Raw genomic sequence first — 23,851 nt, forward strand, 5'->3', positions numbered from 1 at the left:
ACGGATCGCGATGGCAGTGAGTGCGGTGTGCTGGTTTCCCGATGAGCGCCGACCGCCGACCATGAAGGGAGCAATGCCGCACCCCCAGCACCCCGAGCACCCGGCCCCGACAGCAAGTGAGCACCCCCGCATGCGCCGCCCGTACCTCCCCGCCCGGCTGCCCCTGGACCCGTACATCCTGGCCCTGCTCGCCACCGTGGGCCTCGCCGCCCTGCTCCCGGCCCGCGGCCCGGCCGCCACCGCCGCCGACCTCGCCTCCACCGCGGCCGTGGCCCTGCTCTTCTTCCTCTACGGCGCCCGGCTCTCCACCCGCGAGGCCCTCGACGGCCTGCGCCACTGGCGGCTCCACCTCACCGTGCTCGCCTGCACCTTCGTACTCTTCCCGCTCCTCGGCCTCGCCGCCCGCGGCCTCGTCCCCGGCCTGCTCACCACCCCGCTCTACGGCGGCCTCCTCTTCCTCTGCCTGGTCCCCTCGACCGTGCAGTCCTCCATCGCCTTCACCTCGATCGCCCGCGGCAACGTCCCCGCCGCGATCTGTGCCGGCTCCTTCTCCAGCCTGGCCGGCATCGTCCTCACCCCCCTCCTCGCCGCCGGCCTGCTCGGGGGCGACGCGGGCGGCTTCTCCCTCGACTCCCTCCTGAAGATCACCGTCCAACTCCTGCTGCCGTTCCTCCTCGGACAGGCCCTGCGCCCCTGGGTCGGCCGCTTCCTCGTCCGCCACAAGCAGGTCCTCGGCTACGTCGACCGCGGCTCGATCCTGCTCGTCGTCTACTCCGCCTTCAGCGCGGGCGTGGTCGCCGGCATCTGGCACCAGGTCAGCCTCCCCAGGCTCGCCGCCCTGATGCTGGTCGAGGCCGTCCTGCTCGCCGTCATGCTCCTCGCCACCTGGTACGGCGCGGCCCGCCTCGGCTTCGGCCGCGCGGACCGCATCGCCATCCAGTTCGCCGGGTCCAAGAAGAGCCTGGCCGCCGGACTTCCCATGGCGAGCGTGCTGTTCGGGGCCCACGCCGCCCTTGCCGTGCTTCCCCTGATGCTCTTCCACCAGATGCAGCTGATGGTCTGCGCGGTCATCGCCCGGCGCCGCGCCCAGGACCCGCTGCCCGAACTCGCCGCCGACCGTGTGGCGGACGTCTCGCTCGCCCGCCAACGGCCCGCGCCCCGGGCCCGTTAACGTTCGGTGGTGACCTGGATACGCCCGCTCGCCGCCCATGCCGAACGACCCTGCACGCTGGTGGTCTGCCGAGGCTGCTGTTGCGGTGACCCCCGCAAGAACCCCGGCTCCGACCACGCCGGTCAGCTCGCCCGGCTGCGCGAGGCCGCCGCCGCTTCCGGGGGCCGCCTGGCCGTCCGTACGAGCGACTGCCTCGGCCCGTGCGCCCAGGCCAACGTCATCGTGGTCCAGCCCACCACCGAAGCCCGCCGCCGCGGCGCCCGCGCGGCCTGGTTCGGCTGGGCCCTGGACGACACCGCGACCGACGAGATCATCGCCTGGGCCGAATCCGGCGGCCCGGGCACCACCCCGCTCCCGCCCACCCTGGACCTGCACCGCATCGACCCCCCGACCCCGAAGCCGGCCAAGGACTCCCCGCGCCGCGCCCGCCGGGGGCGCTGACGTGCAGAACCTCGCGCGCACGTTGTTCGTACTGTTCGGTTTGCTGGTCGGTCTGGTGATCTGGCTGGCCCTGTCCCTCGGCCTGGTGGACGGAAAACCCTCCGCTCCGCTGACGGCGCAGGACGTCACCGGCACATGGCAGGGCGACCGCGGAACCCGGCTCGAGGTGTTGGCCGACGGCCGGGTCCGCCTCACGGACGCCGCGGGCTGGAAGTGCGTCGGGTACCCGCAGCGGGCCACGTTCACCGGCGAGGGCAGCTGGACCATCCGGCACCACTCCGACGAGGACCCGGGGATCCTGATCCTGATCAAGTCGACCGCCGACGGAGCGCCCCCGGCACAGGACTGCGACGGTTGGTTCACGCTCCACGGCACCGGCAAGGCGGGCGCCTCGGGAGACGGCAGCGACGTGTGGGCCTCGTTCCTCGGCGGCTACGAACGTGGAAGGGAGGAGTTCCGGCGTACCGCTACAGGGTGATCCGCTCCTCGCCCGCGTAGATGTTCATGTCCGGCCCCCGCAGGAAGCCGACCAGCGTCATCCCCGACTCCAGGGCCAGGTCCACCGCCAGCGAGGACGGCGCCGAGACGGCCGCCAGCACCGGGATGCCCGCCATCACCGCCTTCTGCACCAGCTCGAAGGAGGCCCGGCCCGACACCAGCAGGACCGCGCCCGCCAGCGGGAGCCTCCCGGATCGGTACGCCCGGCCCACGATCTTGTCCACCGCGTTGTGCCGGCCCACGTCCTCCCGCAGGTCGAGCAGCTCGCCCTGCGCCGTGAACAGCCCGGCGGCGTGCAGCCCGCCCGTCCGGTCGAAGACCTTCTGGGCCTCGCGCAGCCGGTCCGGCATCGCGCACAGGACCTCCGCGGGGACCCGTACCGGATCGGCGGCGAGCCCCGGGAAGCGGGTCGCCGTACGGACCGCGTCCAGGCTGGCCTTTCCGCACAGGCCGCACGAGGAGGTGGTGTAGACGTTCCGCTCCAGGGTGATGTCGGGCACCGGGACCCCGGCGGCCAGCTGGACGTTCACCACGTTGTAGGTGTTCGACCCGTCCTCCGTGGCCCCCTCGCAGTAGGTGACGGCCTGCACGTCGGAGGCGGCCGCGAGCACTCCCTCGCTGACCAGGAAGCCCACGGCCAGGGCGAAGTCGTCGCCCGGCGTACGCATCGTGATGGCCAGCGGTTTGCCGTTCAGCCGTATCTCCAGCGGCTCCTCGGCCACCAGCGTGTCCGGCCGGACACCCGCCGTGCCGTTCCGGATCCGGACGACGCGACGACGCTCGGTGACCCGTCCCATGGTGATCAGCACACCCCTTCTGTTCCCGCCCGTTTCCGACAAGCTCATTGTCGCGGTTCCGCTTCCCGCGACGCTCCCGGCAGGTGGATCCTCGGGAAGCTCCAAAATCCGGTGCCGGAATCCTGTCGGGTCACACGCACACGTACCCACCAGTAGCAGGCAAAGCTGGGTGATCCTGACTTCCGTACAAGGGGGGACCCCGCCCATGACCGGTTCACGCGTGGTGGCGCTAGGGCACTACCAGCCCGCGAAAGTGCTCACCAACGAGGACCTCTCGGCCATGGTCGACACCACCGACGAGTGGATCCGGTCCCGCGTCGGCATCCGCACGCGCCACATGGCGGGCCCGGACGAACCGGTGGACGAGCTGGCCTACCAGGCGGCGGGCAAGGCGCTGGCCGGCGCCGGCCTGACCCCGGACGACATCGACCTGGTGCTGGTCGCCACGTCGACCGCGATCGACCGTTCGCCCAACATGGCCGCGCGTGTCGCCGCCAAGCTGGGCATGGGCGGCGGCCCCGCCGTGATGGACATCAACGTCGTCTGCTCGGGCTTCACCCACGCCCTGGCCACCGCCGACCACGCCATCCGGGCCGGCTCCGCCACCCGCGCCCTGGTCATCGGCGCCGACAAGATGACCGAGATCACCGACTGGACCGACCGCACCACCTGTGTGCTCACCGGCGACGGAGCGGGCGCGGCCGTGGTCGAGGCCTGCGAGGAGCCCGGCATCGGCCCGGTCCTGTGGGGCTCCGTCCCGGAGATGGGCAACGCGGTCCGGATCGAGGGCTCGCCGCCGGTCTTCGCCCAGGAGGGCCAGTCCGTCTACCGCTGGACCACCAGCCAGCTGCCGCCGCTCGCCCGCAAGGTGTGCGAGAAGGCCGGAGTCACCCCGGAGGAACTGGCCGCGGTCGTCCTCCACCAGGCCAACCTGCGGATCATCGAGCCGCTCGCCGCGAAGATCGGCGCCGTCAACGCCGTCGTCGCCCGCGATGTAGTCGAGTCCGGCAACACCTCGGCCGCCAGCATCCCGATGGCCCTGTCGAAGCTGGTCCAGCGCGGCGAGATCCCCTCCGGCGCCCCGGTCCTGCTCTTCGGCTTCGGCGGCAACCTCTCCTACGCGGGCCAGGTCATCCACTGCCCGTGACGGCTTTCGTGGCCGCTGCCTCCTCCGCCGGTTCGGTGGGGGAGCGGCGGCCCTCGGCGGCCAGCGCCCCGACCAGGACGCACGCCAGGGCCACCAGCTGGCCGGCTCCCGTCCAGCTGGTTCCCACCGGGACGGTGGCGAGCGCGAGCACCAGGGCCGCGGCGCGGTAGCGCGCCGGTCCGATACCCAGTGCCGCGCGGAAGGCCAGGTCCCCGGCCAGATAGAGGGCGACCCCACCCGCCAGCGCGACCGCCGGGCCGGTGTGCAGGTGCTCGCCGAGGTGACCGATGGTCTTCTTCACGCCCGCCGCGAAGACGGCGATGCCCAGGAGCATCGGCAGGAAGGCGTAGTAGTAGGCGACCATCGCCAGCTTGAAACGCCGCTCCGCCGGGGTCCGCTCGAAGACCTCCTCGGCCCGGCCCTCGTCGCGCACGAAGTACATCCACCACATCGCCGACGCGATCGTCAGAGCCAGGAACGCGCCGCCCGCGATACCGAGGGACAGCGGCAGCGAGCCCACCCCGATGCCGATCGCGATCACGGACTCACCGAAGACGATGATCAGCAGCAGACCGTGCCGCTCCACCAGGTGCGCCGCGTTCATCCCGCCCAGTTGATCACCGACGGTCTGCCCGGGACCTTCGACCGTCTCGACGGTCTCGGCCACTTCGGCCGCCTCCGGCTCCGCCGCCCCGCTCGCCGCGACCCGCTGCACGACCACCGGTGTCACGAACTGCAGGAGCAGCGCCAGCATCCACAGCCCCCAGGCCGGCAGCCCGTCGAAGAAACCGGCCGCCGTCACCGACAACGCGCACAGCACGTTGGGCAGCGCGAACCACAGCACCCCGCGCCCGTGCGCCTGGGTGAACAGCGCGCCGTGGACCAGGACCACCAACAGGTACCCGAGGCCGAAGGCGATACCACCGGCCCCGAAGGCGGTCGGTACGGCCAGGGCGCAGACCAGGAACGCCCCCATGGCCAGCATCAGCAGCACCCGCCGGACCGTCCGGTCCGGCGGCACCTGGTTGGTCAGGTGCGCGTAGCCCCCGTACATCCAGAACAGGACGGTGAAGATCAGTACCACCTGCCCCGCGCCCCGCGGAGTCAGGTCGTCCGCCAGAAGCACCGTCAACTGCGTGATGGTGAAGACGAAAACGAGGTCGAAGAACAGCTCCAGCGTGCTGACGCGGTGCTCGGATTCCATGCGCGGCTCCCCCCGGACGTGTGCGCAGCCATCCGACCGCCCGGCCACCCCTGATGTCCAGCCGGTATCAGCATCCGGCGGCGAGACGATCCGTCTCGCCAAGGTCGTCGGTGCATGCGTGCAGGTCAGCCCGGCGTGGCGGATGCTCACCGCCCGGATAAGTGGTCGGAGCCGCGCCGATCCTTTGCTATTGTTGTCCATGTCGCCGCGGGAAACCGGGGCCGACCACCTGGTCCGGGTGGCGGAATGGCAGACGCGCTAGCTTGAGGTGCTAGTGCCCTTTATCGGGCGTGGGGGTTCAAGTCCCCCCTCGGACACAAGAAGCAAGAGCCCCACACATCGTGTGGGGCTCTTGCTGTTTTCCCGGTCCGGTCCGCGCTCCCGGCCGGTCACGGGCCCAGGACCACCAGGCCCGTCGGGGTGCTCAGGCTCCCCGGGGGGAGCGAGGTGAAGGTGAGGGGCAGTGACAGGCGGGGCTGGTCGGTGTCCGGGACGGCGTCGAAGAGATAGGCCGCGGCCGCCGCGGTGTCGCTGACCAGGTGCGGGCCGCCCGCCGCGGCCGAGCCTCCGGTGATCGGGGTGGGGAAGAGCCGCCGCAGGTGCCGCAAGGTCTCCGGGGTCACCGGGGCCGGCATCGGCCGGGGCCGCCCGACCGGAGCCGCCTCCTCGGCGGCGACCGCCGGGGCGTCCGGGGGGATCGCGCCCGTCAGGAGCAGGGCCAGGAGCACCGGGACGGCCTTGCGGCGCAGGGTCTCGGTGGCCGCGCCCAGCCGGTGGGCGTGGCTCGCCGGCAGCGAGAGCGCGAGGCTCCCGGCGGCGATCCCGGTGGCGATCGGCACCGCCGAGCAGACGACCCCGGGGGAGTACTCGCGCAGGTCGAACACGGGCGCGCCCGGAGCCACCGCGTCCAAGGCGCTGAACAGGACCCGACTGTCGGTGATCGTCCGCGGGGTGAGCCGCGCGGGCCGGTGCCGGGCCACGTGGTCGGCGCGCCCGTCGTGGTCGAGCTGGGTCAGCAGGCACTTGCCGACCGCGCTGGCGTGCGCGGCGGCCCGGAAGTCGACCCACTCCCGCACCGGCGGGGTCGCGGGCCCGTCCGCCATCTGCGTGATCCGGACCTCGCCGTCGGCGTACCGGCCGAGGTACACCGCGGCGCCCGCGCTGTCCCGAGCCAGGGCCAGGGTGCGCTGGAGCTGCCCGGCCAGGCCGTGCCCGCCGGGGGCGGCGAGCCGGTCCAGGGCGGGGCCGCGCCCGTAGACCCCGAGCGCCGGGCGCACCGCGTACTCCTCCTCGCACAGCATCGCGAGCAGCGGCCGCAGTTCCCCCTCGGCGAGGCCGGACTCCCGGGCGAGTTGGGCGGCCCGTACCCCCAACGGGTGGCGCTCCAGGACACGTACGACGGCCAACGCGCGGCGCGCCTGCGTCAGTGCCCGGCCCGTCTCCGCCCGGCCGGCGGTCCCGCGGTTCGCCTCCGTCAGCGCCGGGTGGCGCAGCGGGCCGGTGGCCGGGCGGAGCGAGACCACCGGCCGCGGCGCCGAGGCCGACACGGTGACGGTCTGGGGCAGGAACGCGGCCAGTACCCCGGACAGTCCGGGCCGCGGCAGCGGCACCGGGCCCAGGTCGGGATCCTCGCGCTGGTCGACGTAGCGCAGCACGGCCGCCTGCGTGCACAGCCGGACCTCCCGCAGATCCCGTCGGCCGCCCGGCCGGAAGCCGCGCCGGCCCAGCTCGCGCGCCCAGTGCCGGGCGTCGTGGTGCTCGCCGAGCCGCGAGTGGTCGAGGAAGAGGCAGTACGCGGCCGCGGCGGTCCGCGGGCTCCCGGAACCGGCGGCGAACTGCCACCAGAAGCGGGCCCCTTCGCGCAGCCCGGCCAGGTGCAGCAGACAGCCGAAGACGACGGCCCCGGCCAGGTCGGTGTGTCCGTCGGTCAGGAAGGAGTCGAGGTGCGCCCCGGCCTTGGGCGCGCACGCGGAGGCGAGGCAGACGGCCTTGAGGTCGCGCCGGGCCCGTTCGGCGTCGAGGGGGCAGTCCCGGGCGGGGTCGCTCCAGCCGTGCACCGACCGGCGACGGGCGCGGTGGCCGGAGGGCGGGTGCGGTGTGGCGCGCAGCAGCCGGGCCTCGGCGGCACCGAGGTCGTAGTGCCGGTAGCGGTCGCGGACGCCGGCCCGGGCGAGGAATTCGGCCAGGGAGCGGGGGATCGGGTCGCGGTCCTGGCGCTCCTGCCGTTCGGAGCGCCTCATGATTCGGTGGATTCGGGGGGCGCGGCCGATTCGGGTGACACGGCCGATTCGGGCGACGCGGCGGACGTGGCGAGCAGACGGGCGAGCCGCCGGTGGGCCTGTCCGAGGTGGGAGCGGATCGTGGCCTCGTCGACGCCCATCACGGAGGCGGCCTCACCGGGGGTGCACTGGAGCCCGTACCGAAGGAGTACGGCGTCACGTTGCCGCTCGGCGAGCCGGGAGACGGCGGAGTAGAAACGGATGGTGTCGGTCAGCACCTCGTACCGGTCGGCGTGGACCTCTTTCAGGGCGGCCTCGAAGGCGCTGATGTCCATCGGCTCGGGGCGCTGCTCCCAGGGGTGGCGCCATCGCTGCCGGTGGATCAGGCAGTGCTTGAGGACGGTCCAGGCGTAGGCGTCGAGGCGGTCCATGTGGAGCATCCGCAGCCACTCACCCATGATCGAGTCGAAGGTGGCGTCCACGGCCTCCTCCGCCGCCGCGTCGGAGCCCAGCTGCAGATACGCGAACCGCATGTACGCGGGCCGCCGATTGGCGTGGAAGGCCCAGTACGACAGGCGCGCCGTCGGATCCCACTGGCTCATGGGAGTCGGCCGCCGACGCCGGCTCGGTAGTCCCACGGCCCCACCGGACTCCTCCGGTCCGCCATCGTTCACCGCTCCACCTCATCCCCTGTGCGCTGAACAGGAAAGCAGCGCGGGCGCACTCGGGGGGCGCAGAGAAGAAACCTGGAAGCAATGTGTCGTGGATGATCGGCCTGTGATCGATCTCGATCACACACGGCTCCAGCCAGCACGTATGCATATGCCCGCTGCCGGTGCCATCGCCGAGCCCTCCACGGACGGACCGTCCGTAGCGGCGCCACCGCCGGCTCCCGGACACCGGTCGGGCGCCCCGCGGTACCGCTGTAACATGGGCCCGATCGCGAGGGCCGTGACGGAGAGGTCACAGCCCTCGCTTTTGCGTTACGTCCACCCAAGTACAAATGCGGCGCGTGGCCTCACGGCGGTTCGATACGATGAACCGCATTCACAATCCGTTACGTCACGTTGTACCGCACAGAGGAAATGGAGCATCCGAGGATGGCTCGACACCTGATCACCAGCGCGCTTCCCTACATCAACGGGATCAAGCACCTGGGCAACATGGTCGGGTCGATGCTTCCGGCGGATGTGTACTCCCGGTACCTCCGCCAGCGCGGCCACGACGTCCTCTACATCTGCGCCACCGACGAGCACGGCACCCCCGCCGAACTCGCCGCCAAGGAGGCCGGCGTCTCGGTCGCCGAGTTCTGCGCGCAGGCCCACGACGCCCAGAAGGCGGTCTACGACGGCTTCGAGCTGTCCTTCGACTACTTCGGCCGCAGCTCCTCCGCCCAGAACCGCGAGATCACCCAGCACTTCGCGCGCAAGCTGCAGGAGAACGGGTTCATCGAGGAGCGCGCGATCCGGCAGGTGTACTCGCCGGTCGACGGCCGCTTCCTCCCGGACCGCTACGTCGAGGGCACCTGCCCGCACTGCGGCTACGACAAGGCCCGCGGCGACCAGTGCGAGAACTGCACCCGCGTCCTCGACCCCACGGACCTGATCGAGCCCCGCTCGGCCATCTCCGGCTCCACCGAGCTGGAGGTCCGCGAGACCAAGCACCTCTTCCTCCTGCAGTCCAAGCTGCAGCACGAGGTCGAGGCCTGGGTCTCCGAGCACGAGGAGGAGTGGCCGCAGCTCGCCTCCTCCATCGCCCGCAAGTGGCTGACCGAGGGCCTGCACGACCGCGCCATCACGCGTGACCTCGACTGGGGCGTCCCGGTCCCGGCCGACACCTGGCCCGAGCTCGCCGCCGAGGGCAAGGTCTTCTACGTCTGGTTCGACGCCCCGATCGAGTACATCGGCTCGACCAAGGAGTGGGCCGACCTGGACCCGGCGAACCGCGACTACACGTCGTGGTGGTACGAGGCCGAGGACGTCCGCTACACCCAGTTCATGGCCAAGGACAACGTCCCGTTCCACACGGTGATGTTCCCCGCCACCGAACTGGCCACCCGCGAGCCGTGGAAGAAGGTCGACTACGTCAAGGCCTTCAACTGGCTGACGTACTACGGCGGCAAGTTCTCCACCTCGCAGAAGCGCGGCGTCTTCACCGACCAGGCGCTGGAGATCCTCCCGGCCGACTTCTGGCGCTACTTCCTCATCGCCAACGCACCCGAGTCCGACGACTCGTCCTTCACCTGGGAGCACTTCCAGGCCACGGTCAACAAGGACCTCGGCGGCACCCTCGGCAACTTCGTGAACCGCGTACTGACCTTCTCCCGCAAGAAGTTCGGTGACGATGTCCCCGCCGGCAGCCCCGCGGGCGAGGCCGAGGCCAAGCTGGGCGAGCAGATCGCCGAGCTGCTGGCCGAGTACGAGGGCCACATGGACGCCCTCCAGTACCGCAAGGCCGCGGCCGCGCTGCGCGCCCTGTGGTCGGCCGGAAACGCGTACCTCGACGAGAAGGCCCCCTGGCTGGAGGTCAAGACCGACCTGGAGGGCGCGGCGCTCACCCTGCGCACCGCGATGAACCTCATCCACCTCTACTCGGTGGTCTCCGAGCCGTTCATCCCGGCCTCGGCGCGCGCCATGCGCTCCTCGTTCGCGCTCGCCGACGACACGGCCACCTGGATCACCCCGGAGCAGGCCCGCTCCCTGGACGCGGTGCCGGCCGGTACCCCGTTCACCGTGCCGCCGGTGCTGTTCGCGCGGGTCACGGAGGAGGACCTGGAGTCCTACCGCGAGCGGTTCGGCGGTAACCCGGAGGCCTGAGGCCCCAGTAGGGCCCGATGACAACGGTGTGAGGGGCACGACCCGTCGGGGTCGTGCCCCTTTCGCGTGCCCCTCCCGCGTGCCCCGCACGGTAGGGAAAACCCCACCGTGGACCGTCCACCTGGCCGTGCAGACCGGGCGGGGCGGCGCGGCTGGAATGGGGTCATGACCCTTTCCCCTACCGCCCGGTGGACCACCGGCTGGCTGCTGGCCGCCGCGTGGGCGCTGTCCTTCCCCCTGTTCTCCGCGCTGGCCCCGCACCGGCTGTGGGGCTGGTGCGCCGCCGCCGGATACCTCGGGGCCGCCGCGGCCACCGCGGTCGGCCGCCGCCGCGCGGCGCTCGCCGCCGCCCTGCTGGGCGCCGTCGCCGTACCGCTGCTGTGGCTGGTCCTGACCGGCCAGGGCCAGTCGGAGGTGACCGTCATCGAACGGTCCGGCCGGCTCCTGCTGGACTCCGGCCGGCTCTACGTCGACCGGCCCGCGCACGTCGAGGAGTACACCCCCTACCTGCCCGGCATGGCTCTGCTCGGCGTACCGCGGGCGCTCCTCGGGGGCGACGGCAGCGGGGACGGCTGGGTGGTGCGGCTGCTGGGGGACGCCCGGATCTGGTGCGCGGCCGCGTTGTTCGGCTGCCTGTGGGCGGCCCGACGCCTGCTCGGGGGCGGGCCGGGCGGTGGGCGGGGCGGTGGGCGGGGCGATGGGCCGGGCCGACTGTTGCCCGTCCTGGTGGCCTCGCCGGTGGTGGCCCTGCCCCTGACGGTGAGCGGGGTCGACCTGCCGCTGGCCGGGCTCTGCTGCCTGGCCCTGGCGGCCGCCGCCTCCGGGCGGCCCGTCCTGACCGGGGCGGCCCTCGCCGGGGCGTGCGCGCTGAAGTGGACGGCACTGCCCGCGGTCGCCGTGGCCGTCGCCCTGCTCGCGGTCCTCCGCGGCGGACGGCCCGCGGTGCGCTGCGCGCTGGTGGCGGCCGGCGGTACGGCCCTGCTGGTGCTGCCGGCCGCGCTCCTCCAGCCGGCGGAGCTGTGGCGCCAGGTGTTCGCCTTCCCCACCGGGCGGGCGCCGGTGCCGACCCCGGCGAGCAGCCCGCTGCCCGGGCGACTGCTGACCGAACTGGGCCCCTGGGGCTGGTACCTCGCGATGGGCCTGCTGCTGTCGGGAGGCCTCGCGGTCGGCCTCTCCCTGCTCGCCCGACCGCCGCGTACGGTGGTGGCCGCGGCCGACCGTCTCGCCCTCGGCCTCACGCTGGCCTTCCTCCTGGCCCCGGCGGGCCGCTTCGGCTACCTGGCGCTGCCGGTCCTCCTGGCGGTCTGGGCCCGCTCGGTGACCGTACCGGGCGTCTCGCGCGTGGTGACCGGCTCCTTCCGGCTCCGGCCGTCCGACGGCGGGCGGCCGACGGCGCGGAACGAGCGGCCGGGAGGGCATTTCGCCTGATGGCCCCCGCACATCGGATCGTTGAAATACTCTTCCGCTCGTGGATCAGCTGATCGCCGAGGACCCGAGCCGTATCGGACCGTACCGCCTGATCGCCCGGCTGGGCGCGGGTGGCATGGGCCTGGTCTATCTGGGTCGCTCCGAGGGCGGCCGTACCGTCGCCGTGAAGGTCGTCCAGGCGGAGTTCGCCGGGAACCCCGAATTCCGCAGGAGGTTCGCCCGCGAGGTGGCCGCCGCGCGGCGGGTGGGCGGCAGTTGGACGGCGGCGGTGCTCGACGCCGACACCGAGGCCGCCGTGCCCTGGGTGGCGACGCAGTACATCCCGGGACCCGACCTGCAGACCGTCGTCGCCCGGCAGTTCGGCCCGCTGCCCGAGGACTCGGTACGCACCCTCGCCAACCGGCTCGCCCTCGCCCTGCGGGCCGTGCACGAGGCGGGCCTGATCCACCGCGACCTGAAGCCGTCCAACGTCCTCGTCACCGTCGACGGACCCCGCGTCATCGACTTCGGCATCGCGCGGGCGATGGACAGCCTGACCGGGGACAGCCTGCACACCCGCACCGGCATGCTGATCGGCTCGCCGGGGTTCATGTCCCCGGAACAGGTCCGCGGCCTCGAACTGAGCCCCGCCAGCGATGTCTTCTGCCTCGGCGCGGTCCTCGTGTACGCCGCCACGGGACGCATGCTCTTCGGCGCCACGGACACCGGGCTGAACGCCCACCTCTTCCGGATCGCCGAGGAGGAGGCGGACCTGACCGGGGTCCCGGAGCCACTGGTCGAACTCGTCGGCGCCTGCCTGCACAAGGACCCGGCCCGGCGCCCCACCCCCGAGGAGGTGGCGGCGCGTACGGCGGCGGACGCCGCCGGGGAATGGCTCCCGGGCGCGGTCCTGGCCGAACTGGGCCGCCATGCGGCGCGGTTGCTGGACTACGCCCCGGCGTCACCCGTAGGGGTCGGCGGCGGGGCCGGAGCGGGCGATGCCCCGACCGGGGACACGCCCGCCGGTCCGCCGGACCCCCGCCTCGTACCGGCACAGTCCCGGCAGGACGCCTCCCCGTACGGGACACCGCCCCCGCCGCCCGCGTACGCCCCCACGGCCCCCGGCCGCTTCGGCCCCGCGGACGGCTTCGGCCCGCCCCCGGGCCCCGTACCCGGCGACCCGTCCGTCGCCCCCGCGACCCCGCACCCCAGGCGATGGTGGGGCCTGGCGGTCCTCGCCCTGACACAGCTGTCGGTGCTGGTCGAAGCGGCGCAGTTCAGCCTGCAGGGGCCGCAGATCCAAGCCGATCTCGGCCTCGGCGCCGACGCCTTGAACCCGGTCTTCAGCGTCTACCTCGTCGCCCTCGCCGGACTCCTGCTGCTCGGCGGGCACCTCACCGACCTGCTCGGGGCCCGCCGGATGCTGGTGGCCGGACTGATCGGTCTCGCGGCGACCGCCGTGTTCGGCGGCGCGGCCTCCGGGGCGGGGCCGCTGATCGCCTCCCGCGCCCTGCAGGGGGCCTTCGCGGCCCTGCTGGTCCCGGCCGCGCTGTCCCTGGTGGTCACCGGATTCACCGACCCCCGGGAGCGCGGCCGAGCCTTCGGGATCTACGCGGCCGTCGCCGCCGGCGGCAGCGCGCTCGGCGTGTTCACGGGCGGGTGGCTCGCCGAGACCCTGGCCTGGCCCTGGGCCCTGTGGTCGGTCGTGCCGCTCGCCGTACTCGCCCTGATCGGCGCGCTCACCCTGCTGCCCGACCGTCCGGGCCGCACCGGGGCCCGCTTCGACGGACCCGGCGTACTCCTCGGCACGGCGGGCTCCGCCGCCCTGGCCTACGGCCTCGCCGAGGTCGAGACGGCGGGCTGGGGCGCCGTCCGGAGCCTGGCGCTGTTCGTGGGCGGCATCGCGCTGCTCGCCGCCTTCCTGTGGTGGCAGAGGCGGACCTCCGGCCCGCTGCTCCCCGCCCACGTCCTCGCCGACCGGAACCGCCTCGCCTCCCTCCTGGTCGTCCTCTTCACCGGCGCGGCCCTGGTCGCCCTCCTCCCCGCCCTCGGCTTCTTCGCCCAGCAGATCCGCGGCGAGGGACCGGCCGCCTCCGGGACGGCCCACCTGCCGCTCGTCGCCGCCGCCCTCGTGACCGCCACCCAGGTCTCCGCCCGCCTGCTGCCCCGCATCGCCCCCCGCACCCTGATCCTGCCGGGCCTCGCGGTCACGGCCCTCGGCCTGGCGCTGTTGGCCGGTGCGGGAGGTGCGGCCGGCTACGCGACCGGGGTACTGCCCGGCATGCTGCTCACCGGCATCGGTCTGGGCCTGGCCCTCGTCCCGCTCTACGCCACCGCGACCGCCGGGGTGTCCCCGCAGCACGCCGGCGGGGCCTCGGCAGCCCTCGGCGCGGCCCACCACCTCGGGCAGTCCATCGGCGGAGCCGTGCTCGGCACCGTCCTGGTGAGCCGCCTGGACCGGATCTCGCAGGACACGGACGTGTTCGCCCGGCTGCTGGACGCCTACACCACCACCCTGTGGTGCGCGGTCGGCGGCCTCGTGCTCGCGGCCCTGCCGATCGCTTTGCTGATCAGGTCCCGGGCCGCGCGGCGGGACGCCAACCAGGCCGTCCCGTACTGATGGTGCGCCGTTCGTCATACTTACGGGATGGACAGCGGAGCGGTGGAGGCGGCGCGGCATTGGCTGGCCGAACAGGGCGTCGCCCAGGTGCACGACGGGTGGGTGCGCCACGAGCAGCCGGACGTGCTGCTCACGGCCAACGACGTGGCGCACACCTGGGCCGGCGACGTGTTCGCCGAAGACCTGGACGCCGCCGGCCGGCTGCGGCTGGCCTTCGGGCTGCTGGACCTCCTGGACGAGTACTGGGTCACCTGCGCGATCCGGTTCGCGGACGACAGCTCCGAAGGCCCTCTGCCCGCCGACCTCCTGTGGGACGGCTACCGCCGACGCCTGGAGGCGGACAAGGAGGTCGAGGCCGTCACCTACTCGCTGTGGGTGGACTGGTTCGAGGACCGCGCCACCTCCGCGACGGCCTTCGCCGAGGTGCTCGGCAACGACATCGAGCACGTGGTGACCGACCCGTCGCAAGCCCCGCTCCGGCGGGCCCGCCGCGTCCTGGAGTGCTCGGGCCCGGTGCCCTGGTCCGTGAAGGAGCCGACGTACCGCACCGCCCTACGGCTGCCCGCCCTGCACCCGGCCCTCTTCCGCGGCCTCCGGGCGAGTTTCCACGACGTGTACGGCGACCTGGACCCTGCCGCCGCGCTCGCCCTCCTGGACCGGTTGGACCTCCCGGCGGACACCCCGCACCTCGCCGAGCTGCGCCAGGTGCTCGCCGCAGGACACACGAACCACTACCGCAGCCCCGGCGCCTGGGACGACGCGGTGCGCTCCTACTCCTGAGGAGGACACCCCCTACGCCTCGGCCTCCTGGCCCGACAGGTGGGCCAGGACCGCAAGCACCCGGCGGTTGCCCTCGGTGGCGTCCAGGTCGAGCTTCATGAAGATGCTCGACGCGTGCTTGACCACGGCGGCCTCGGTGATGAACAGCCGCGCCGCCAAAGCCTGGTTGTTGAGGCCCGAGGCCATCAAGGTCAGCACCTCCCGCTCGCGCGGGGTCAGCCGCGCCAGCGGCCGCTGCTCCGACTGCCGGCTGAGCAGGACCCGTACCACCTCCGGATCGATGACCGTACGCCCCTCGGCGACCTGCTGGAGGGCGTCGAGGAACTCGGCCACCTCCCCGACCCGGTCCTTGAGGAGATAACCCAACCCGGCCGCCGAAGCCCCCGTGAGCAACTGGGTGGCGTACGCCGTGGCCACGTACTGCGAGAGCACGAGCACGGGCAACGAGGAGTCCCTGGAACGCAGTTCGAGCGCGGCGCGCAGCCCCTCGTCGCGGAAGTCGGGCGGCATCCGCACATCGGTCACGACGGCGTCCGGCCGCTGCGCCTCCACCGCCCGCACCAGCTCCTCGGCGCTCCCGACGGCGGCGAGGACCTGATGCCCGCCACGGGTGAGGAGCTCCGTCAACCCGGCGCGCAACAGTACGGAGTCCTCGGCGAGGATCAGCCGGAGCACGGGACCTCCACCCGGAGTCGGGTCGGTCCGCCCACCGGACTGGACACCACCAGCCTGCCCTTCAACATCGCCACCCTGTCCGCGAGTCCCGCCAGTCCCGCTCCCGCGCCCGGATCGGCGCCGCCACGGCCGTCGTCGGTGACGGTGAGAGTGAGCCGGTCGCCCTCGACCTTACCGACGACGGCGACGTGCGAAGCGCCGCTGTGCTTGGCCGCGTTGGCGAGCGCCTCGGTGACCGTGAAGTAGGCCGTGATCTCGACCGATTCGGCCAGCCGTGGCACGTCGAGGTCCACGGACACCGGCACGGGATGGCGCAGGGCCACTTCGGCGACGGCCGCCGCGAGCCCGTGGTCGGTGAGGACCTGCGGATGGATACCCCGGACGAGGTCGCGCAGTTGCTCCAGGGCGACCTTGGCCTCGCCGCGCCCCCGGGCCACCAGGGCGGCCGCCCCGGCCGCCTGCGGGATCCCGCGCAGCTCCAGCTCGGCGAGGCCCAGGGTCATGCTGAGGGCGACCAGCTGCTGCTGCGCGCCGTCGTGCAGGTCCCGCTCGATACGCCGCCGTTCGGCTTCGAAGGCGTCGACCAGGCGCACCCGGGAGCGGGTCAGTTCCAGGATCCGGTCGGCCTCCACGCGCGGCCCGAGGAGCAGGCGGGCCGTCCTCACCTGGGCCCCGGCGAGCAGGGCGCCCGCGTACGCCGCCACCGTCATCGCCACCAGCCCGACGGCCGTGCCGCCCAGGGCCTCCAGCGGTCCGGAGACCTGCCGGCCGGGGATCAGCATCACGTGGTCCGGGGCGATGGCCCAGACGATCACCGGGGTCGCGACGAGGATCAGGGCGAAGGCCAGCAGGGCGATCACGGCGAACCCGGCCGCCCCGAAGACGGGCCCGAGCAGGGTGGCGTACGCGAACTCCCGCCAGGTGGCCCGCTCCCGCAGCCGGGTCCGCAGCCAGGCCGCCGGTCCGGCCCCGGCGAGGGAGGTGTGCGGGTCCGGCACGGGCACGGGCTCCACGCACCGCAGCCGCCACCGCTCCAGCGCCGCCAGCGGCACCCCGGCGGCGACGGCGCCGACCAGCATCAGCAGCCCGATCCCGACCACCGCCAGGGCCACGCCGAGCCCGAGGAGCACCACGAGGGCGATCAGTACGGGGTAGCCGATGAGGAACCCGCTGCCCAGGTACGCCCAGCACCGCCAGGGCCACCACGAGCCCAGGAAACGCAGCGGTCGGCGTATCGCCGTCAGGACGGCGACGGGCGCGGGGCCGTCCCGTTCGGGGAGGGGGAGGGAGTCGGACATGTGTCCCCAGCTTAGGGGGTGTCCTGCCGGTCGGTCCGGAGCGGGGCCGGCGCCCGTACAGGCCCTTGACGGGGCATCACATCGCCGCACCCAGCGCCAGGAAGCCGCAGATCAGCACGAGGAGGATGGCCAACAGGGGCCAGACGAAGCGCAGATACTTGTCGTAGCCGACCTTGGCCAGGGCGACACCGCCGATCGTCACCGCCGAGGTGGGGACCCACAGGTTCATCCACCCGCTGGCCGACTGCCAGGCCGTGACGACCAACGCGCGGGAGACGCCCGCGAAGTCGGCGAGCGGGGCCAGGATGGGCATGACGAGGGTGGCGTGGCCGGAGGTGGAGGGGATCAGGAAGGCCAGCGGGAGATTGACCAGGAAGACGATCACCGCGAAGAGCGTCGACGAGGTGCCCTGCACCGCGCCCTCGATGGAGTGCAGGACGGTGTCGGTGATCCGGGAGTTGTTCATGATGACGGTGACCCCGCGCGCCAGCATGATGACCAGGGCCGGAGAGATGAAGTCGGCGGCGCCCCGGACGATCGTGGCGCTGATCTTCGCCTCGCCCATCCCTGCCACGAGTCCCACGAGCACCGAGGCGCACAGGAACAGCGCCGAGAGTTCCGGGAAGGACCAGCCCAGCTCCCAGGCGTACGGGGCGGCGTCCGCCTCGCCGGTGAGCGCGCCGGCCCAGGGGACCACCGAGAAGATCATGAAGCCGAAGACCACGGTGACCAGCACCAGCACCAGCTTGTGCAGTCGGGTCAGTTCCGGAGCCACCTCCTCGGCGCCGGTCGCCTTCTGCTCGCGGTCACCGGGGAGGAACCCGCACACGGACCTGGCCGGGTCCTTCTCGACGCGCTTCGCGTACCGGACGACGTAGAGGATGGTCACGGCCGTCAGGACCACCCACATCACGAAGCGCAGCGCGATGCCGTCACCCAGCGAGATGTCGGCGGCCGCCGAGGCCACGCCCGTCGCGAAGGGGTTCACGGTGGAGCACAGGACCCCGATCCCCGCGCCCAGGATGGCCGTGCCGACGGCGACCATCCGGTCGTAGCCGAGGGCCAGCATCATCGGCACCAGCAGCCCGTAGAAGCCGAGGGTCTCCTCCGCGAAGCCCTCCACGGTGCCGAGGACGGAGAACACCAGCATCACGGCGGCGATCAGCAGGGCGCCGCGGTCGCGCAGTCGATGGGCGAGGCGGGCGATCCCGCGGTCGAGGGCGCCGGTGGCGAAGACGACGGTGATGAACGCGCCGATGGCGAGGACGAAGAGGAAGACGCCGGCGCTGCCGTACAGCTCGCCGCTGAAGGTGGGCCCGACCTCGCCGGTCTTCTCGTCCCGGATGCCGTAGAGGCCGTTCACGGGGGCCAGGAAGAGGTCGTTCAGCCGGTCGACGAAGCTCTGGGTGTCCGGGACCCGGTGGTAGGTGCCGGAGATGGGCGCGCCGTCCTCGTCGCGGTCGTACCGGCCGGCCGGGACGAGGAAGGCCAGCAGCCACACGCCCACCGTGACCGCGGCCAGAACGGTCAGCGCGCTCGGAAAGCGGAACCCCTTGCCGGCGGGCTCCTCCGGAGCGGGCGAGGAGGCCGGATCGGCGGGGGTCGGGGGCGCGGGGGGAGCCGGGGGAGTCGCGCTCAACGGGTGCCTCGGCTGTCCGGTTCCATCCGCCACCATCCCTGAGAGGGTCCGCTCCTCCGATCATGGAGCGGTGCGGTGGCGGGTGCCGTGGTGGGCTGCGCCTGCCGGGTGAACGGCGGCGTGGCGGGGGTCAGCCCCCGGTGCGTACGAAGGTCGACACCGCGGTGTCGAAGTAGCCGCGGGCCTCGTCGGCCTGGCGGACCGGTGAGGACACCCACACGTCGTACAGCCGACCGTCCTCCTCCCAGCACAGGTCACGGGTGTGTCGGGGGCCCTCGGCCGGGGAGAAGCCGTCCCAGGTGAACAACCAGAGGGCCCCCTGCCGGCCGTTCTGCGAGGTGATCTCGACCTCGGCGTCCCGGTAACCGGGGTTGGTGCCCGGCCCCTTGGCGTGGGCGCGCTGATGGACGGCGAGCGGGCCGCCCGACTCGGGCTCCGCGATCTTGATGCCGATACGGAAGGTCTCACCGGGTGACATGTAGAAGATCCGCGGACCTTCCACCTTGCGGGTGAAGCCGAGGGGGACGGCGAGCGAGAAACCCTCCGGGTCGGTGACGACGTGGTAGCCGGCGGGCGCGGGCCTGTCGTCGGACGAGGGGGAGACCGTGTCGGTCCGCTCGCCGGGGGTGGCGGAGGCGGGTGCCGACGGTTGGCCGGCCGCCCCGCTCGTGGAGGTCCGCCCACCGCGCTCGCCGTCGTCCGTGAGCAGCGCCGCGGACACGCCCGCCCCGGCGATCGCGGCCACCAGCAGAGCGGCGATCAGCGCCACCCCCGGGCGCCGCTTCCCCGGCGCGCTCACGGGGGCGGCCGCCGCCACCGGAGCCGGTACGGGGGCCGATACGGGTGTCGGCGCGGCCACCGGGGCCGCGCCGGGGTGCGTCGGGCCGTGCGGAACGGCCGCGCGGGGCGTGGGGGCAGGCGCGGCCGGCGCCTGCGGGGCGGGGCTCGGCGTGGCCGGGGCCGCGGGGGCGGACCGCGTCGGGGTGTACGGCGCCGCGGCCGCCTCCGCGCAGGCCCGCAGCATCTGCTCGGCCCGCTCCGCGCCGAGCCGCCCGGCGGGGTCCCGTTCCAGCAGTCCCCGCACCACCGGCAGCAGCGGTCCGCACGCCTCCGGCGGCCGGATCTCGTCGAAGACCACCGCGTGCAGGATCCCGCCGAGGGAGTCCCGCCGGAAGGGCGAGGTACCGCTGAGGGCCGCGCACAGCAGGGCGCCCAGCGACCACAGATCGGCCTCGGGCCCCGCCGGCGTCTGCCCCGACATCCGCTCGGGCGCGGTGTATTCGGGGGAACCGACGAAGGACCCGGTGGTGGTCAGCGTCGTGGCACCCGACACCTGGGCGATGCCGAAGTCGGTGAGCACGGCCCGCCCGCCCGGGGCCTCCAGAAGGACGTTCGCCGGCTTGATGTCCCGGTGCAGCACTCCGGCCGCGTGTGCCGTGCGCAGTGCGCCGACCAACGCGATCCCGATCCGGGCCGCCTCCGCGACATCCACCGGGCCGGTTCGGGAGAGCCGGTCGGCGAGGGATCCGCCCTCGACCAGTTCCATGACGATGTAGGGGAGTTCGCCGTCCTCGACGATGTCGTGCACCACGATGATGTGCGGGTGCTTGAGCTGCGCGGCCGCCCGCGCCTCGCGGAGCGTGCGCTCACGCTGGTGCCGGGCCTCCTCCTCGGACAGTGCCGGGTCGAGCGCGACCTCCTTGACGGCGACGTTCCGGCCGAGCAACTGGTCGGTGGCGCGCCACACGATGCCCATGCCGCCGCGTCCGAGCTTGGCGTCCAACCGGTAGCGCCCTGCGATCAGCCGGGCGTTCGCCCCCTCGGTCCCCATGGCGACATCATGCCGCATCCGCGATATGCACCCGTCCGCGGCGTGTCGAAGCCGCCCCTTGATCGTTTCTTCACCGGTAGCCCTTACTTCTGCTGCGGATTTCGGGAGGCGTGCGGTGACCGCTTGGCAGTACTTCGCCGGGGCGGGCCTGGTGGCCGCGCTCTGCCCGCTGCAGGGCCATGTGGCGGTCGCGGGCGAGGACGACGGCGACGGCTACGGGGCCCGCGTCGACCTGTGCGTGCCGGCGGGGCGGCCGGAGCGGCCGGTCTTCCGGCCACCGTCCGGACTGCCCTCGGTACGGGTGGTCGTACCCGGCGCCGAGCGGCCGACCGTGCGTCACCCGGGGCGGCCCGCCGGGTCCGCCACCCCCGCGGAGCGGCCCGTGCGGCCGGCCGATCCCGCGCCGCCGAGCCCGCCGGGCGGTGCTGTGGTGCCTTCCGCGGAGGCGAGGGCCGGGGGGTCGCAGCCGCCGGAGCCCGCGGCGGGTCCCGAGGATCCCTCCGCGCCGGCGCCGGCCGACGCACCCGCCCCGCCCGCGGCCGGAGCCGCCGTCGCACGGGTGAGCTCCTTCCACGTGCGTCCGTACCGCTCGGTGGCCCTGGAGCGGCGCGGCCCGGGCGGGATGTCCACCGTGACGCTCATGGTCGTCGTCACCACCCCGGCCGTACTGGCCGCCGCCGCCCTGCGCCCCCGCTCCAAGAGCCGCGGCTGACCGACGCCGCCGTTCCCCCTTCACCCATCGACCCACACCGGGAGAATCCACGTGTCCGAATGGCTGGTCCTGGCCATCGCCATGGCGCTCGTCTGCGCCCTCGTCCTCGCCATCACCGCGATCCGGCACCGCCGGGTCGCCGACGACGAGGACACCAGCGAAACCCCCGATGTCATCGAGTACATGACGATGATGGTGGGCGTGGTCTACGCGATCGTGCTGGGCCTGGCCATCGCGGGCGTCTGGGAGGCGCGCGGCGCCGCCGAGGACAGCGTGCGCCGTGAGGCCCAGGCCCTGTACGAGGTCACCCAGCGCGCCGACGTCTACCCGGCGGCCGTCCGCGACCGGATCCGGGGCGAGGTGGACGCGTACGTCTCCCACACCGTCGCCGTGGACTGGCCGCTGTTGACCTCCGGCGACGGCGCCTCGGCCGAGGGCGCCGTGCTGCTCGGCAAGCTGCGCACCGATGTCACGCACCAGAGCCCGGCGAACGAGCTCCAGGCGCAGGCCTACCAGCCGCTGCTGGACCACATCGCGGCCGCCGACGACGCGCGGCACTCGCGGACGCAGAGCTCCGAGTCCACCCTGCCGGGGGTGGTGTGGTTCGGGCTGCTGGTCGGCGGGCTGGTCACCATCGGGCTGATCTTCACCCTGCAGATCCGCCGCTCCGGGCGGGAGTTGCTGCTCGCCGGGCTGTTCAGCGCGCTGATCGTGTTCCTGCTCTTCATGGTGTGGAGCTTCGACGCGCCGTACGGTCGGGAGGGCATCGATTCGGCGGCGCCGTTCCAGGATCTGTTCCCGGTGAGCGCGACGGCGGCCGTGGCCTCCCGCTGAGCGGTGGCGACGGCCGGCGGGTCGTCGCCGCTACACGCTCACCTCGCGCCGGACCGCCTGCACCACCGGTGAGTGCCGCAGCGCGTGGGAGATCCGGAGCAGGTCGCGTGGGCCGTCGGCGGTGTCGAGGACGGTCTCCTCGTCCTCTCCGATGATCTTTCCGTCGGGGTCGGCGGAGCGGGCCCGTACGGCGGCCGCGACCATGGCGGCCTCGGCGACGGCGCGGGCCGTCTCCTCGTCGGCGCCCTCGGCGACGGCGCTGTCGTAGGCGCCGTCGCGCAGCCCCTTGTCGAAGTACGGCCCGAGGTGCAGGAAGCCGTCGTGGATGTCCGACTCGCGCTGGATCACCCGCAGTTCCGCCGCGGACCACCAGGCCATCTGCACGGAGGGCGTGCCGCTGGGCGCGGAGATCTGCACCTCGTGCCAGAGCGGGCCGAGCCGGCGGTACGTCGCCCAGATCTGCCAGTGGTCCGACAGCCGCTGGCAGACGAGCGGGACCACGAAGCCCATCGCGCTGATCAGGGCCCCGAGGGAGGCGAGCGGCGGAGCGGCGTAGGTGCTGAGGCCGTCGAGGTCGTGACCGGTCCAGCGGGCGACGACCGCGGTCATCTTGGTGGCGTCGTAGGCGAGGTTGAAGATGTAGCCGATGACGATGATCACCAGGCCGACCCGCAGCCAGCCGCGGACCTGGAGCGACCAGCGCCAGCACAGGACCACCATCACCACCGCGGCCACGCAGTGCGCCAGCAGGTAGAGCGCGATCATGTGGCCGATGTAGGGCGTGTTCGCGTAATAGGTGTCGAAGTCGCGCAGTCGCTCCTGCGGGGCCTCACCGAGGGCGAAGAGCACGACCAGGGCGACGACCACCGCGCTGTAGCCCTGGATCCAGCGGCGCGAGATGCCTTGGGTCCGTTCGGCCGGTCCGCCCCGCCAGTTGACCATCAGGACCAGGCAGGAGGCGCTGAAGGCGGTGATCAGGCAGTAGACGAGGGGGGCCGAGACGTTGACGATCCCGGTCCAGCGGTTGACCGCCGCGATGGTGGGCGGGGCGGCGAAGGTGAACACCGCGCCGGCGAGGGTCAGCAGGGCGACGACCGACCGCAGGAGCGGGTCGCGCCAGTTGTGCCGCAGGGCCGGCAGCTTGAAGGCGAGTGAGACCGCCATCGCGGCCGCCGGTATGTAGTAGTCCTGGCCGTTCAACGCTCGTTCCTGTGCCCCCGGTAGCCCAGCGAAGCCTCGATCCGGCCCGCCAATTGATCGCGCTGGACCGGAGCGCGGTGGCTCGCCGATCCGGCCAGCCAGTTCCGACACCGACTACCGAGCAGTAAGCCGAAGGTCTCGGCCTCGGTCTCCTCCTGGACGTCGGCGCGGGTGCGCGCGGCGACGCGGCGCACGGTCTCGCCGATGTCGGCCTCGTCGGTCAGCAGCCGCGCGGCGACGGCGGCGCCGTCGACGTGGTGACTGCAGTGGCCCGCCTTCATGTGCCACAGCTCGTGGCCCAGGATCACCAGTTGGTGGTCCGGGGCGGTGCGTTCCTCGATGACCACGAGATCGCGGTCCGCCATGTCGAGCCACAGGCCGCTGGCCGTCCGCGGTGGGAACGCGGCCATCCGGAAGTCCACCCGGCGGCCGCGGTGTCTGCTCATGCCCTCGCAGAGGGCAGCGTAGAGGTCCATGGGTTCCACGGGGGCGGTCAGCCGGATGCCGGCCACCAGCTCCCCGCACAACCGCCGCTGCTCTCTGCCTATGCTCACCGTTCTCC

General features: G+C 73.2%; 19 protein-coding genes, 1 tRNA gene and 1 pseudogene. 11 read left to right on the forward strand and 10 right to left on the reverse strand.

Going from position 1 to position 23,851, the window contains the following annotated elements; genetic code table 11:
* Positions 1-130: 130 nt before the first annotated feature.
* From OG624_RS32465 to OG624_RS32475, 3 genes are read left to right on the forward strand one after another with little or no spacing between them, the layout of a single operon-like run.
* Positions 131-1,171 carry a bile acid:sodium symporter family protein gene (locus tag OG624_RS32465; protein ID WP_371640894.1) on the forward strand — a complete coding sequence of 347 codons (1,041 nt, stop codon included), beginning with the start codon at positions 131-133 and terminating at the stop codon, positions 1,169-1,171.
* 9 nt (positions 1,172-1,180) lie between these two features.
* Positions 1,181-1,612 carry a (2Fe-2S) ferredoxin domain-containing protein gene (locus OG624_RS32470; protein ID WP_371640126.1) on the forward strand — a complete coding sequence of 144 codons (432 nt, stop codon included), beginning with the start codon at positions 1,181-1,183 and terminating at the stop codon, positions 1,610-1,612.
* A gap of 1 nt (position 1,613) precedes the next feature.
* Positions 1,614-2,090, forward strand: a complete 477-nt coding sequence (locus tag OG624_RS32475) for a hypothetical protein (RefSeq protein WP_371588779.1) — start codon at positions 1,614-1,616, stop codon at positions 2,088-2,090.
* Here OG624_RS32475 and fdhD read toward each other — a convergent pair.
* Entirely contained in the window at positions 2,080-2,907 is an 828-nt protein-coding gene (fdhD, locus tag OG624_RS32480; protein WP_033220239.1) for a formate dehydrogenase accessory sulfurtransferase FdhD, read from the reverse strand. The two genes, OG624_RS32475 and fdhD, sit on opposite strands and share 11 nt — an antisense overlap.
* Before the next feature lie 205 nt (positions 2,908-3,112).
* Here fdhD and OG624_RS32485 point away from each other — a divergent pair, with 205 nt between their 5' ends.
* Positions 3,113-4,054 carry a beta-ketoacyl-ACP synthase III gene (locus tag OG624_RS32485; RefSeq protein ID WP_033220062.1) on the forward strand — a complete coding sequence of 314 codons (942 nt, stop codon included), beginning with the start codon at positions 3,113-3,115 and terminating at the stop codon, positions 4,052-4,054.
* Here OG624_RS32485 and OG624_RS32490 read toward each other — a convergent pair.
* Complete coding sequence (locus tag OG624_RS32490; protein ID WP_371593786.1) at positions 4,038-5,258, reverse strand: low temperature requirement protein A; 1,221 nt, start codon at positions 5,256-5,258, stop codon at positions 4,038-4,040. The two genes, OG624_RS32485 and OG624_RS32490, sit on opposite strands and share 17 nt — an antisense overlap.
* Positions 5,259-5,490: 232 nt before the next feature.
* Between OG624_RS32490 and OG624_RS32495 the strand changes: the two genes are divergently transcribed.
* Positions 5,491-5,575, forward strand: a tRNA-Leu gene (locus OG624_RS32495).
* Positions 5,576-5,965: 390 nt separating this feature from the next.
* On the opposite strand, the pseudogene OG624_RS32500 reads toward OG624_RS32495, so the two are convergent.
* Both OG624_RS32500 and OG624_RS32505 read right to left on the reverse strand, forming a co-directional pair.
* Positions 5,966-6,685: pseudogene (locus OG624_RS32500) on the reverse strand (IclR family transcriptional regulator domain-containing protein); the annotation flags it as partial.
* A gap of 809 nt (positions 6,686-7,494) precedes the next feature.
* Positions 7,495-8,079: a sigma factor-like helix-turn-helix DNA-binding protein gene (locus OG624_RS32505; RefSeq protein ID WP_033220060.1), complete on the reverse strand. Its 585-nt coding sequence runs from the start codon at positions 8,077-8,079 to the stop codon at positions 7,495-7,497.
* Between the two features lie 498 nt (positions 8,080-8,577).
* On the opposite strand from OG624_RS32505, the gene metG reads away from it, so the two are divergent.
* From metG to OG624_RS32525, 4 genes are all read left to right on the forward strand, one after another.
* Positions 8,578-10,293, forward strand: a complete 1,716-nt coding sequence (metG, locus tag OG624_RS32510; protein ID WP_033220058.1) for a methionine--tRNA ligase — start codon at positions 8,578-8,580, stop codon at positions 10,291-10,293.
* 165 nt (positions 10,294-10,458) lie between these two features.
* A complete protein-coding gene (locus OG624_RS32515; protein ID WP_371640127.1) occupies positions 10,459-11,721 on the forward strand; it encodes a glycosyltransferase 87 family protein in 1,263 nt (420 codons plus the stop codon).
* Positions 11,722-11,761: 40 nt separating this feature from the next.
* Positions 11,762-14,320, forward strand: coding sequence for a bifunctional serine/threonine protein kinase/MFS transporter (locus OG624_RS32520; RefSeq protein ID WP_371640128.1), 2,559 nt, complete (start codon positions 11,762-11,764; stop codon positions 14,318-14,320).
* Between the two features lie 27 nt (positions 14,321-14,347).
* Entirely contained in the window at positions 14,348-15,100 is a 753-nt protein-coding gene (locus OG624_RS32525; protein ID WP_371640129.1) for a hypothetical protein, read from the forward strand.
* A gap of 12 nt (positions 15,101-15,112) precedes the next feature.
* On the opposite strand, the gene OG624_RS32530 is transcribed toward OG624_RS32525, so the two are convergent.
* The 4 genes from OG624_RS32530 to OG624_RS32545 form a co-directional block, all read right to left on the reverse strand.
* The gene (locus OG624_RS32530; RefSeq protein WP_371593791.1) at positions 15,113-15,775 is read right to left on the reverse strand and encodes a response regulator; all 663 of its coding nucleotides are present in this window, start codon (positions 15,773-15,775) and stop codon (positions 15,113-15,115) included.
* Positions 15,763-17,073, reverse strand: coding sequence for a sensor histidine kinase (locus tag OG624_RS32535; RefSeq protein WP_371593792.1), 1,311 nt, complete (start codon positions 17,071-17,073; stop codon positions 15,763-15,765). Before OG624_RS32535 ends, OG624_RS32530 begins: the two co-directional genes overlap by 13 nt.
* 76 nt (positions 17,074-17,149) lie before the next feature.
* A complete protein-coding gene (locus tag OG624_RS32540) occupies positions 17,150-18,748 on the reverse strand; it encodes a YfcC family protein (protein WP_078909268.1) in 1,599 nt (532 codons plus the stop codon).
* Positions 18,749-18,842: 94 nt separating this feature from the next.
* A complete protein-coding gene (locus tag OG624_RS32545) occupies positions 18,843-20,543 on the reverse strand; it encodes a serine/threonine-protein kinase (RefSeq protein WP_371593793.1) in 1,701 nt (566 codons plus the stop codon).
* Positions 20,544-20,658: 115 nt separating this feature from the next.
* Here OG624_RS32545 and OG624_RS32550 point away from each other — a divergent pair, with 115 nt between their 5' ends.
* Complete coding sequence (locus OG624_RS32550; protein ID WP_371593794.1) at positions 20,659-21,255, forward strand: hypothetical protein; 597 nt, start codon at positions 20,659-20,661, stop codon at positions 21,253-21,255.
* A 51-nt stretch (positions 21,256-21,306) separates the two neighbouring features.
* Complete coding sequence (locus tag OG624_RS32555; protein ID WP_033220052.1) at positions 21,307-22,089, forward strand: bestrophin-like domain; 783 nt, start codon at positions 21,307-21,309, stop codon at positions 22,087-22,089.
* A 30-nt stretch (positions 22,090-22,119) separates the two neighbouring features.
* Here the strand turns inward: OG624_RS32555 and OG624_RS32560 are convergent, their stop codons facing one another.
* Both OG624_RS32560 and OG624_RS32565 read right to left on the reverse strand, forming a co-directional pair.
* A complete protein-coding gene (locus OG624_RS32560) occupies positions 22,120-23,289 on the reverse strand; it encodes an MAB_1171c family putative transporter (protein ID WP_161290546.1) in 1,170 nt (389 codons plus the stop codon).
* The gene (locus OG624_RS32565; RefSeq protein WP_244290782.1) at positions 23,286-23,843 is read right to left on the reverse strand and encodes a toxin-antitoxin system, toxin component; all 558 of its coding nucleotides are present in this window, start codon (positions 23,841-23,843) and stop codon (positions 23,286-23,288) included. Before OG624_RS32565 ends, OG624_RS32560 begins: the two co-directional genes overlap by 4 nt.
* Positions 23,844-23,851 lie beyond the last annotated feature (8 nt).

The organism is Streptomyces virginiae (assembly GCF_041432505.1).
GTDB classification, from domain to species: Bacteria; Actinomycetota; Actinomycetes; order Streptomycetales; family Streptomycetaceae; genus Streptomyces; species Streptomyces virginiae_A.

Coding starts and splice junctions, on each gene's coding strand:
- OG624_RS32465 (WP_371640894.1), top strand. CDS start 131: ATGCGCCGCCCGTACCTCCCCGCCCGGCTGCCCCTGGACCCGTACATC.
- OG624_RS32490 (WP_371593786.1), bottom strand. CDS start 5,258: ATGGAATCCGAGCACCGCGTCAGCACGCTGGAGCTGTTCTTCGACCTC.
- OG624_RS32525 (WP_371640129.1), top strand. CDS start 14,348: ATGGACAGCGGAGCGGTGGAGGCGGCGCGGCATTGGCTGGCCGAACAG.
- OG624_RS32545 (WP_371593793.1), bottom strand. CDS start 20,543: ATGGGGACCGAGGGGGCGAACGCCCGGCTGATCGCAGGGCGCTACCGG.
- OG624_RS32540 (WP_078909268.1), bottom strand. CDS start 18,748: ATGGTGGCGGATGGAACCGGACAGCCGAGGCACCCGTTGAGCGCGACT.
- OG624_RS32535 (WP_371593792.1), bottom strand. CDS start 17,073: ATGTCCGACTCCCTCCCCCTCCCCGAACGGGACGGCCCCGCGCCCGTC.
- OG624_RS32485 (WP_033220062.1), top strand. CDS start 3,113: ATGACCGGTTCACGCGTGGTGGCGCTAGGGCACTACCAGCCCGCGAAA.
- OG624_RS32505 (WP_033220060.1), bottom strand. CDS start 8,079: ATGAGCCAGTGGGATCCGACGGCGCGCCTGTCGTACTGGGCCTTCCAC.
- fdhD (WP_033220239.1), bottom strand. CDS start 2,907: ATGGGACGGGTCACCGAGCGTCGTCGCGTCGTCCGGATCCGGAACGGC.
- OG624_RS32515 (WP_371640127.1), top strand. CDS start 10,459: ATGACCCTTTCCCCTACCGCCCGGTGGACCACCGGCTGGCTGCTGGCC.
- metG (WP_033220058.1), top strand. CDS start 8,578: ATGGCTCGACACCTGATCACCAGCGCGCTTCCCTACATCAACGGGATC.